This is a genomic window from Mycobacterium sp. TH-M116 (assembly GCF_057473685.1).
On record NZ_JBYCLC010000352.1, the window covers coordinates 1 to 10,832 of the forward strand.

Here is a 10,832-nt window from a genome sequence, read left to right on the forward strand (position 1 = left end):
CTCGACGGCCGGTGGGGCGGCGCTTTCGGCACCATGCCCGCCGGGCTCGACGTCTCACCCATCCTGGAGCGCGCGCTGGTCAAGGGTTGAGCCGCAGCATGACTCACGCAATCAGGCCGGTCGACTTCGAGGACCTGAAGACAATGACCTACGAGGTCACCGACCGGGTCGCGCGGATCACCTTCAACAGGCCCGACAAGGGCAACGCGATCGTCGCGGACACCCCGCTGGAGCTGTCCGCGCTGGTCGAGCGTGCCGATCTCGATCCCGGCGTGCATGTGATCCTGGTGTCCGGTCGCGGGGAGGGTTTCTGTGCCGGCTTCGACCTGTCCGCCTACGCCGACCGGACCGGCTCGGCCGGCGGCAGCAGCGCATATGCGGGCACTGTGCTCGACGGCAAAGCGCAAGCCATCAACCACCTGCCGAACCAGCCGTGGGACCCGATGGTCGACTATCAGATGATGAGCCGGTTCGTGCGCGGCTTCTCGTCTTTGATGCACGCCGACAAGCCGACGGTGGTCAAGATCCACGGCTACTGCGTGGCCGGCGGCACCGACATCGCGTTGCACGCCGACCAGGTCATCGCCGCGGCCGACGCCAAGATCGGCTACCCGCCCACCCGCGTGTGGGGCATTCCGGCAGCCGGCCTGTGGGCGCACCGGCTCGGCGACCAGCGCGCCAAGCGGTTGCTGTTCACCGGCGACTGCATCACCGGCGCGCAGGCCGCCGAATGGGGCCTGGCGATCGAGGCGCCGGAACCCGCGGACCTCGACGAGCGCACCGAGCGGCTGGTGCAGCGGATCGCCGCGGTCCCGGTCAACCAGCTCATCATGGCCAAGCTCGCATTGAATTCCGCGCTGCTGCAACAGGGTGTGGCCACCAGCAGGATGGTCAGCACCGTGTTCGACGGCGTGGCCCGGCACACCCCCGAAGGGCATGGCTTCGTCGCCGACGCCGTCGAACACGGCTTCCGCGACGCGGTCCGGCATCGTGACGAGCCTTTCGGCGACCACGGCCGCAGAGCCTCCGGGGTGTAGCCCATGGCGAACCTGACGGCCCGTTCGGTGGTGCTGTCCGTGCTGCTGGGCGCCCATCCCGCCTGCGCCACCGCCGGCGAGCTGATCGGGCTGACGGCTGATTTCGGCATCAAGGAGACCGCATTGCGGGTGGCGTTGACCCGCATGGTCGGTAACGGTGACCTGATCCGCTCGGCCGACGGCTACCGGCTCTCCAAACGATTGCTGGCCCGCCAGCGCCGCCAGGACGAGGCCATGCGCCCCCAAACCCGGGCCTGGCGCGGGGACTGGCTGACTCTGATCGTCACCACCGTGGGCACCGATGCCCGCACTCGGGCCGCGCTGCGAACGACCATGCACCACAAGCGCTTCGGCGAGCTTCGCGAAGGGGTGTGGATGCGGCCGGACAATCTCGATCCGGATCTCGGCCCGGAGACGTTGCGTCGAGTCCGGGTGCTCACGGCTCGCGACCCGGCGCCGGCCGAGCTGGCCCGCCAGCTGTGGGACCTACCCGCCTGGTCGGACAGCGGCCACCGGCTGCTCGACGAGATAGCTTCTGCCACCGGCGTTCCCGGCCGTTTCATGGTGGCCGCGGCGATGGTGCGCCATCTGCTGACCGACCCGGTGCTGCCCGAGGAACTGCTGCCGGCCGACTGGCCGGGCGCGCGGCTGCGCGCCGCCTACCTCAACTTCGCCACCGAACTGGCGCAACGGCGCGAGGCGACCCGACTCATGGAGGTGACATGAACGATCCGGTGCGGGTGGAGCGCAACGGCGCGGTGACCACGGTGATCATCGACCGCCCGGCGGCGCGCAACGCGGTCAACGGCCCGACCGCCGCAGCGCTCTACGCGGCGTTCGACGCATTCGACCGCGACGACACTGCGTCGGTGGCAGTGCTGTGGGGCGATGGTGGAACCTTCTGTGCCGGAGCCGATTTGAAAGCCTTCGGAACTCCCGAGGCGAATGCCGTGCACCGCAGTGGTCCCGGCCCGATGGGTCCGACGCGGATGGTGCTCTCCAAGCCGGTGATCGCGGCGGTCAGTGGCTACGCCGTCGCGGGGGGCCTCGAGCTGGCGATCTGGTGCGATCTGCGAGTGGCCGAGGAGGACGCCGTGTTCGGGGTGTTCTGCCGGCGCTGGGGCGTTCCGCTGATCGACGGGGGCACCGTGCGACTGCCCCGGCTGATCGGGCACAGCCGTGCGATGGACATGATCCTGACCGGCCGCGCCGTGGCCGCCGACGAGGCACTGGCGATCGGGCTGGCCAACCGGGTCGTGTCCAAGGGCCAGGCCAGGCGGGCCGCCGAGGAGTTGGCGGCCCAGCTCGCCGCGCTGCCGCAGCAGTGCCTGCGCTCGGACCGGCTCTCGGCGCTGCATCAGTGGGGGACAACTGAATCCGAGGCGATCGACTTCGAATTCGCCAGCATCTCCCGGGTCGCGGCGGAGGCCGACGAAGGGGCCGGACGGTTCGCCGCCGGCGCCGGACGCCACGGCGCCCCAGACGGCTAGCGGGTCAGCTACCCTGCTTGACGGTGTTGCCCGGGCCGATGTCGTCCACCTTCGGGCTGCCGGCCTTGTAGGTGACGGTGTTGTTGAGGCCCACCACGCTGATGCGGGTGTTGACCTTGTCGAAGGTGATCGTGTTGCTCGCCCCGCCGATGGTCACGGTCTCGCAGGTGCCGGTGACGGTGAGCGTGTTGTTGGAGCCGCCCACGTTCAGCGATTTCCCGTCACCGCAGTCCAGGGTGGCCGTCGTCCCCATGGACCCGTAGTTGAGCGTGTTGCCGATCTGGACGGAGGCAGTGGTGCTGCCGCTGCTCGTGCTCGTCGGCGCGGCCCCGCCACTCGTCGTCGAGGCCGGGCTGCTCGACGTCGTCGAGGTGGAGGTTCCGGGCGGGTTGGCCGTGGAACTGCAACCCGCCAGCACGACGGCGGCGACGGCCGGGGCCAGGGCGAGCGCGCCCAGGCGGAGGGGGTGGTCGGTGACGTGGGCGCGCATCGCTGCTGGGTTCTCCTCGCTCGTTGACGACAATCCGGGTGGCAGTCGCTATGTCTTCAGGCGGGCACCTGCTGGAGACGGTTTACCATGCCCAGTTCACGGCCGCGGTCCCAGAGGAACGGCGCGCCGTGGTGGAAGAACACCGTCTCGTCTGATCCGTAGACCGTGATGTCGTGGGTGACGGTGTCGGCAACGACGGTGTTGCCCGAGCCCATGACCGTCACGGCGTAGCAGCTTCCCAGTGCGGTGACGACGTTGCGGTTGCCGTTGACCACCAGCGTCGCCTCGTTGCAGTCGACCGTCTGCTCGACGCCTTCCCCGATGACATGGGTGTCGCCGTTCTTGGCCTGCGCGGCCGGGGGCGGCGCGGCGGGGACGGCGGCGAGGGTGACCACGCACGTTGCCAATGCCGCGGTGACGGCTGTCCGGTGCACTGCTGGCCCCCTTGTTCACGGGCGAATCTGCACGATCGAGACTACGTGCAGTCTGCTGACCGATGACAGGATTCTTCGCATTCACCGACTCGCCACCACAGTCACGAACCCCACTACAGTCACGAACCCCACTAGAGTCATCAGTCGACCGCAGGACCGCAGCAACCGAGATCGAAGGGCATCCGCATGGCAGCTCAGCCGGAACCGCCGGCGGCCGGGCGCCCTAGGGGCGGTAGGCCCCTCTCGCGGCCGGCGAAGCTGAGCCGCGAGGGCATCGTCGACGGCGCCCTGGCGTTCCTGGACCGGGAGGGTTGGGACTCGCTGACCATCAACGCGCTCGCGACGCAGCTGGGGACCAAAGGTCCCTCGCTGTACAACCACGTACACAGCCTCGAGGACCTGCGGCGCGCGGTTCGGATCCGGGTCATCGACGACATCATCGTCATGCTGAACCGGGTCGGCGAGGGGCGTTGCCGCGACGACGCGGTACTGGTCATGGCGGGCGCCTACCGCAGCTACGCGCACCACCACCCCGGCCGGTACTCGGCGTTCACCCGGATGCCGCTGGGCGGTGACGACCCCGAGTACACCTCGGCGACCAGGAGTGCGTCCGCACCGGTGATCGCCGTGCTGACCTCCTACGGCCTCGACGGTGACGAGGCCTTCCACGCGGCGCTGGAGTTCTGGTCCGCCCTGCACGGGTTCGTGCTGCTGGAGATGACCGGCGTGATGGACGAGATCGACACCGATGCGCTGTTCTCCGACATGGTGCTGCGCCTGGCGGCGAGCCTGGAAAAGCGCACCGAGGGGCACGCCACGGCGGGCGATGCCTGAGATGACGGCCGCCGCTTTGACCCGCCAGACCGGCGACGGGTATCGTGGGGGTTCGTGCCTGGCGGCTTACGGCGCCTGACGTAAGTAAAGGGATGCCGGGCAAATTCGCATGTCCACGGCGCATCGAAGAAATCCGCTGCCGGGCGCATGCGACACACCCGGCCGCGGGGTAGTGCGGCCGGGTGCAACCGCACTACGAAGACGTCGCACTACGAAAACGTGACGTCGCCCGCAGCACCCCGAACACCCCGAACGCTCAACACAGAAAGCCTCCTAGATGCCAACCATTCAGCAGCTGGTCCGCAAGGGCCGCCGGGACAAGATCGCCAAGGTCAAGACCGCGGCTCTGAAGGGGAGCCCGCAGCGTCGTGGCGTGTGCACCCGCGTCTACACCACGACCCCGAAGAAGCCGAACTCGGCGCTTCGCAAGGTCGCGCGCGTGAAGCTGACGAGCCAGGTGGAGGTCACGGCCTACATCCCCGGTGAGGGCCACAACCTGCAGGAACACTCGATGGTGCTGGTGCGCGGCGGCCGGGTGAAGGACCTGCCGGGTGTGCGGTACAAGATCATCCGCGGATCGCTGGACACCCAGGGTGTCAAGAACCGCAAGCAGGCTCGCAGTCGCTACGGCGCCAAGAAGGAGAAGAGCTGATGCCGCGCAAGGGACCGGCGCCCAAGCGTCCGTTGGTCAACGACCCGGTCTATGGGTCGCAGCTGGTCACCCAGCTGGTGAACAAAGTTCTGCTCCAGGGTAAGAAATCGCTGGCGGAGCGCATCGTCTACGGCGCGCTCGAGCAGGCCCGCGACAAGACGGGAACCGACCCCGTCATCACGCTCAAGCGCGCGCTCGACAACGTCAAGCCCGCCCTTGAGGTCCGCAGCCGCCGCGTGGGTGGTGCGACCTACCAGGTGCCCGTCGAGGTCCGTCCCGACCGGTCCACCACGCTGGCGCTGCGCTGGCTTGTGAGCTTCTCGCGGCAACGCCGGGAGAAGACCATGGTCGAGCGACTCGCCAATGAGCTTCTCGACGCCAGCAACGGCCTGGGGGCCTCCGTCAAACGACGCGAGGACACCCACAAGATGGCCGAGGCCAACCGAGCCTTCGCGCATTACCGCTGGTAGGAGCCGAAAAACGCGTCGGCTGGCAACGTGGCCGGGCGCAACCAGGACAGCGAACTGAGTAATCGAAAGTGGGAAGACTTCTGTGGCACAGAAGGACGTGCTGACCGACCTGACCAAGGTCCGCAACATCGGCATCATGGCGCACATCGACGCCGGCAAGACGACGACGACCGAGCGGATTCTCTACTACACCGGCATCAGCTACAAGATCGGTGAGGTCCACGACGGTGCAGCCACGATGGACTGGATGGAGCAGGAGCAGGAGCGGGGGATCACCATCACCTCCGCCGCCACCACCTGCTTCTGGAACGACAACCAGATCAACATCATCGACACCCCCGGGCACGTCGACTTCACCGTGGAGGTGGAACGTAGCCTGCGCGTGCTCGACGGTGCCGTTGCGGTCTTCGACGGCAAGGAAGGTGTCGAGCCGCAGTCCGAGCAGGTCTGGCGCCAAGCCGACAAGTACGACGTGCCGCGGATCTGCTTCGTCAACAAGATGGACAAGATCGGCGCCGACTTCTACTTCTCGGTGCGCACCATGGAGGAGCGCCTGGGCGCCAACGCCATCCCGATCCAGCTGCCGATCGGCTCGGAGGGGGACTTCTCCGGTGTCGTCGACCTCGTGGAGATGAAGGCCAAGGTGTGGAGCGCCGAGGCCAAGCTCGGTGAGAAGTACGACGTCGTCGAGATTCCCGCGGACATGGCCGACAAGGCCGACGAGTACCGCACCAAGCTGATCGAGGCGGTCGCCGAGACCGACGAGGCGCTGCTGGAGAAGTACCTCGCCGGCGAGGAACTGACGGTCGAGGAGATCAAGGGCGCCATTCGCAAGCTGACCATCAACTCGGAGGCCTACCCGGTACTGTGCGGCAGCGCCTTCAAGAACAAGGGTGTGCAGCCGATGCTGGATGCGGTCATCGACTACCTGCCCTCGCCGCTGGACGTGCCGCCGGCCGTCGGGCACGCGCCGGGCAAGGAAGGCGAGGAGATCACCCGCCGGCCGTCGACCGACGAGCCGTTCTCCGCGCTGGCGTTCAAGGTCGCCAGCCACCCGTTCTTCGGCAAATTGACCTACGTCCGTGTCTACTCGGGCACCGTCGAGTCCGGCAGCCAGGTCATCAACGCCACCAAGGGCAAGAAGGAGCGGCTGGGCAAGCTGTTCCAGATGCACTCCAACAAGGAGAACCCGGTCGAGCGGGCCAGCGCGGGGCACATCTACGCGGTGATCGGGCTCAAGGACACCACCACCGGTGACACGCTGTGCGACCCCAACGACCAGATCGTGTTGGAGTCGATGAGCTTCCCCGCCCCGGTGATCGAGGTGGCCATCGAGCCCAAGACCAAGAGCGACCAGGAGAAGCTGAGCCTGTCGATCCAGAAGCTCGCCGAGGAGGACCCCACCTTCAAGGTGCACCAGGATGCGGAGACCGGCCAGACCGTGATCGGCGGCATGGGCGAGCTGCACCTGGACATCCTGGTGGACCGGATGAAGCGCGAGTTCAAGGTCGAGGCCAACGTGGGCAAGCCGCAGGTCGCCTATAAGGAGACCATCAAGCGGACGGTCGACAAGGTCGAGTTCACCCACAAGAAGCAGACCGGCGGGTCGGGCCAGTTCGCCAAGGTGTTGATCAGCCTCGAACCGTTCCACGGCGAAGACGGTGCGACCTACGAATTCGAGAACAAGGTCACCGGTGGGCGCATCCCGCGTGAGTACATCCCGTCGGTGGACGCCGGAGCCCAGGACGCCATGCAGTACGGCGTGCTTGCGGGCTACCCGCTGGTCAACGTCAAGGTCACCCTGCTCGACGGCGCCTTCCACGAGGTCGACTCGTCGGAGATGGCGTTCAAGATCGCCGGTTCGCAGGCGCTGAAAAAGGCCGCCGCGCAAGCGCAGCCGGTGATCCTGGAGCCGATCATGGCCGTCGAGGTCACCACCCCGGAGGACTACATGGGTGACGTGATCGGCGACCTGAACTCCCGCCGTGGCCAGATCCAGGCCATGGAGGAGCGGAGCGGTTCTCGTGTCGTCAAGGCGCACGTGCCGCTGTCGGAGATGTTCGGCTATGTCGGCGACCTGCGGTCCAAGACGCAAGGTCGGGCGAACTACTCCATGGTGTTCGACTCGTACGCCGAAGTGCCGGCGAACGTGTCGAAGGAGATCATCGCGAAGGCGACGGGTCAGTGAGCGGAGTAAAGGCGACCGGTCAGTAAGGCTCGACGGGGAGTACCCTTGCCGGGTCACAGCAATGCCTTGGGCGCGGCACAACTGAAAACATCAACACTGCTTTAACGAGCACCAACAAGTCCAGGAGGACACAGAAGTGGCGAAGGCGAAGTTCGAGCGGACGAAGCCGCACGTCAACATCGGGACCATTGGTCACGTTGACCACGGCAAGACAACGCTGACCGCGGCGATCACCAAGGTGTTGCACGACAAGTACCCCAATTTGAACGAGTCGCGCGCATTCGACCAGATCGACAACGCGCCCGAGGAGCGTCAGCGCGGTATCACGATCAACATCTCCCATGTGGAGTACCAGACCGAGAAGCGCCACTACGCGCACGTCGACGCCCCGGGCCACGCCGACTACATCAAGAACATGATCACCGGCGCGGCCCAGATGGACGGCGCCATCCTGGTCGTCGCCGCGACCGACGGCCCGATGCCGCAGACCCGCGAGCACGTGCTGCTGGCCCGCCAGGTCGGTGTGCCCTACATCCTGGTCGCGCTGAACAAGGCCGACGCCGTGGATGACGAGGAGCTCCTCGAGCTCGTCGAGCTGGAGGTGCGCGAGCTGCTGGCCGCCCAGGACTTCGACGAGGACGCCCCGGTGGTCCGCGTGTCGGCGCTCAAGGCGCTGGAGGGCGACGCCAAGTGGGTCGAGTCCGTCGAGCAGCTCATGGACGCCGTCGACGAGTCGATCCCGGACCCGGTCCGCGACACGGAGAAGCCGTTCCTGATGCCCGTCGAGGACGTCTTCACCATCACCGGTCGTGGCACCGTGGTCACCGGCCGGGTGGAGCGCGGCGTGATCAACGTCAACGAAGAGGTCGAGATCGTCGGCATCAAGCCGACCAGCACCAAGACCACGGTCACCGGTGTGGAGATGTTCCGCAAGCTGCTCGACCAGGGCCAGGCCGGCGACAACGTCGGGCTGCTGCTGCGGGGTATCAAGCGCGAGGACGTCGAGCGCGGCCAGGTCGTGACCAAGCCCGGCACCACCACGCCGCACACCGAGTTCGAAGGCCAGGTCTACATCCTGTCCAAGGACGAGGGCGGCCGGCACACGCCGTTCTTCAACAACTACCGTCCGCAGTTCTACTTCCGCACCACCGACGTGACCGGTGTGGTGACGCTGCCGGAGGGCACCGAGATGGTGATGCCCGGTGACAACACCAACATCTCGGTGAAGCTGATCCAGCCCGTCGCCATGGACGAGGGTCTGAGGTTCGCGATCCGCGAGGGCGGTCGCACGGTCGGCGCCGGCCGGGTCGTCACGATCAACAAGTAGTTCGACAGCGTAGCGGCGCTCATCCGAAAGGGTGGGCGCCGCCGCGCGTTGCCCCGAACCCACGTCACGTGATCGATCGCTCGGGCCCGGCCGCGGACCGCGATCCGCGGGTCAACGAGAACACGTTTCAGTTTCGCTGCTAGCCTGGCTGCTGCGACAGGGCGGCGAAAGGGACGGGCGTGGGTGGATCACTGCAGGGCCGGGTGGCGTTCGTCACCGGCGCGGCGCGCGGCCAGGGCCGGTCGCACGCGGTGCGACTGGCCGCCCAGGGCGCCGACATCATCGCGCTCGACATCTGCGCGCCGGCGTCGCCCGGACTGACGTACCCGGCGGCCACGCGCGAAGACCTCGCCGAAACCGTCCGCCTGGTGGAGGCCGAGGGCCGCAAGGTGCTCGCCTGCGAGGCCGACATCCGCGACGATGCCGCGCTGCGACAGCTGGTCGCCGACGGTGTCGAACAGTTCGGCCGGCTCGACGTCCTGGTCGCCAACGCCGGCGTGCTGGGCTGGGGCCGGGTCTGGGAACTCACCGACGAGGAGTGGGACACGGTCATCGGCGTCAACCTGACCGGTACCTGGCGCACCCTGCGCGCCACGATCCCCGCGATGATCGAGGCCGGAAACGGTGGCTCGATCGTGGTCGTCAGCTCGGCGGCCGGCGTGAAGGCCACTCCGGGCAACGGGCACTATTCAGCGAGCAAGTTCGGGCTGACCGCACTGACCAACACGCTGGCGATCGAGCTGGGGGAGTACGGCATCCGCGTCAACTCCATCCACCCGTACTCGGTCGACACCCTGATGGTCGAGCCGGAAGCGATGATGCAGCTGTTCGCCAAGCACCCGGCCTTCCTGCCCAGCTATCCGCCAATGCCGCTGCAGCCCAAGGGCTTCATGGCACCCGAAGAGGTGTCTGATGTGGTGGTCTGGCTGGCCGGCGACGGCTCGGCCACGCTGTCGGGAACGCAGATCAACGTCGACAAGGGTGCATTGAAGCACTGATCGGCGATCGTGTATGAACTGCATGTGACCAGTGAGGGTTCTGAACCAGGCATCCTGATCGTCGGAGGGGGGCTCGCCGCGGCCCGTACGGCCGAGCAACTGCGCCGCTCGTCATACGCCGGGCCCATCACGATCGTCGGCGAGGAGGTGCATCTGCCCTACGACCGGCCTCCGCTGTCCAAGGAGGTGCTGCGCAAAGAGACCGACGACGTCGCTCTCAAGCCGCGTGAGTGGTACGACGAGAAGGACGTCACGCTGCGGCTGGGTTCGGTCGTCACCGGCCTGGACACCACCGCACAGACGGTGACGCTGGCCGACGGGAACACGCTGGGCTACGACGAACTCGTCATCGCCACCGGTCTGGTGCCGCGGCGCATCCCGGCGTTCGGAGACCTCGAAGGCATCCACGTGCTGCGCTCGTTCGACCAGAGTCTGGCGCTGCGCGAGCATGCATCGGCCGCGCGGCATGCGGTGGTCGTCGGGGCCGGCTTCATCGGGTGCGAGGTCGCGGCCAGCCTGCGCAGCCTCGGGGTGGACGTGGTGCTGGTCGAGCCGCAGCCCACGCCACTGGCCGCGGTGCTCGGGGAGCGGATCGGCGAACTTATCGCCCGGTTGCACCGGGACGAAGGAGTCGACGTGCGCGTCGGCGTGGGCGTCTCACAGGTGCGCGGGCAGGCGCACGTCGAGGCCGTGGTGCTCACCGACGGCGCCGAGCTGCCGGCCGACCTCGTTGTGGTCGGCATCGGGTCGCATCCGGCGACGGACTGGCTGGCCGGCAGCGGCGTGGAGGTCGACGGTGTCGACGGTGGCGTGCCCTGCGACCGGGCCGGCCGCGCCGGCGTGCCCCACGTGTGGGCTCTCGGCGACGTGGCGTCGTGGCGCGATGCGGCGGGACACCAAGCGCGCGTAGAA

At 67.6% G+C, this 10,832-nt stretch carries 13 protein-coding genes; 11 read left to right on the plus strand and 2 right to left on the minus strand.

The genetic code is table 11. The annotated features are described in order from the left end of the window. The 4 genes from AC2VOK_RS18015 to AC2VOK_RS18030 form a co-directional block, all read left to right on the plus strand. On the plus strand, positions 1 to 90 hold a 90-nt coding region (locus AC2VOK_RS18015; protein WP_428901694.1), incomplete at its 5' end, for a hypothetical protein. Positions 91 to 98: 8 nt separating this feature from the next. Then, a complete protein-coding gene (locus AC2VOK_RS18020) occupies positions 99 to 1,037 on the plus strand; it encodes a crotonase/enoyl-CoA hydratase family protein (RefSeq protein ID WP_428901684.1) in 939 nt (312 codons plus the stop codon). Positions 1,038 to 1,040: 3 nt separating this feature from the next. Further along, positions 1,041 to 1,763 carry a PaaX family transcriptional regulator C-terminal domain-containing protein gene (locus AC2VOK_RS18025; RefSeq protein ID WP_428901685.1) on the plus strand — a complete coding sequence of 241 codons (723 nt, stop codon included), beginning with the start codon at positions 1,041 to 1,043 and terminating at the stop codon, positions 1,761 to 1,763. Continuing rightward, positions 1,760 to 2,527, plus strand: coding sequence for a crotonase/enoyl-CoA hydratase family protein (locus AC2VOK_RS18030; protein ID WP_428901686.1), 768 nt, complete (start codon positions 1,760 to 1,762; stop codon positions 2,525 to 2,527). Before AC2VOK_RS18025 ends, AC2VOK_RS18030 begins: the two co-directional genes overlap by 4 nt. Positions 2,528 to 2,531: 4 nt before the next feature. On the opposite strand, the gene AC2VOK_RS18035 is transcribed toward AC2VOK_RS18030, so the two are convergent. Continuing rightward, entirely contained in the window at positions 2,532 to 3,017 is a 486-nt protein-coding gene (locus tag AC2VOK_RS18035; protein ID WP_428901687.1) for a DUF3060 domain-containing protein, read from the minus strand. 56 nt (positions 3,018 to 3,073) lie between these two features. Beyond that, on the minus strand, positions 3,074 to 3,451 hold the full coding sequence (locus tag AC2VOK_RS18040; RefSeq protein ID WP_428901688.1) for a DUF3060 domain-containing protein: 378 nt from the start codon (positions 3,449 to 3,451) through the stop codon (positions 3,074 to 3,076). Between the two features lie 186 nt (positions 3,452 to 3,637). On the opposite strand from AC2VOK_RS18040, the gene AC2VOK_RS18045 reads away from it, so the two are divergent. From AC2VOK_RS18045 to AC2VOK_RS18075, 7 genes are all read left to right on the plus strand, one after another. After that, positions 3,638 to 4,285, plus strand: a complete 648-nt coding sequence (locus tag AC2VOK_RS18045; RefSeq protein WP_428901689.1) for a TetR/AcrR family transcriptional regulator — start codon at positions 3,638 to 3,640, stop codon at positions 4,283 to 4,285. Between the two features lie 277 nt (positions 4,286 to 4,562). After that, on the plus strand, positions 4,563 to 4,937 hold the full coding sequence (gene rpsL / locus AC2VOK_RS18050) for a 30S ribosomal protein S12 (RefSeq protein WP_007167812.1): 375 nt from the start codon (positions 4,563 to 4,565) through the stop codon (positions 4,935 to 4,937). Beyond that, entirely contained in the window at positions 4,937 to 5,407 is a 471-nt protein-coding gene (gene rpsG, locus AC2VOK_RS18055) for a 30S ribosomal protein S7 (RefSeq protein WP_428901690.1), read from the plus strand. Before rpsL ends, rpsG begins: the two co-directional genes overlap by 1 nt. 82 nt (positions 5,408 to 5,489) lie before the next feature. After that, positions 5,490 to 7,595, plus strand: coding sequence for an elongation factor G (gene fusA, locus AC2VOK_RS18060; protein ID WP_428901691.1), 2,106 nt, complete (start codon positions 5,490 to 5,492; stop codon positions 7,593 to 7,595). A gap of 136 nt (positions 7,596 to 7,731) precedes the next feature. Further along, positions 7,732 to 8,922 carry an elongation factor Tu gene (gene tuf / locus AC2VOK_RS18065; protein WP_428901692.1) on the plus strand — a complete coding sequence of 397 codons (1,191 nt, stop codon included), beginning with the start codon at positions 7,732 to 7,734 and terminating at the stop codon, positions 8,920 to 8,922. A gap of 179 nt (positions 8,923 to 9,101) precedes the next feature. Then, complete coding sequence (locus AC2VOK_RS18070; protein ID WP_428901693.1) at positions 9,102 to 9,920, plus strand: mycofactocin-coupled SDR family oxidoreductase; 819 nt, start codon at positions 9,102 to 9,104, stop codon at positions 9,918 to 9,920. Between the two features lie 18 nt (positions 9,921 to 9,938). Further along, a partial coding sequence (locus AC2VOK_RS18075) for an NAD(P)/FAD-dependent oxidoreductase (protein ID WP_428901695.1) occupies positions 9,939 to 10,832 on the plus strand: 894 nt, incomplete at its 3' end.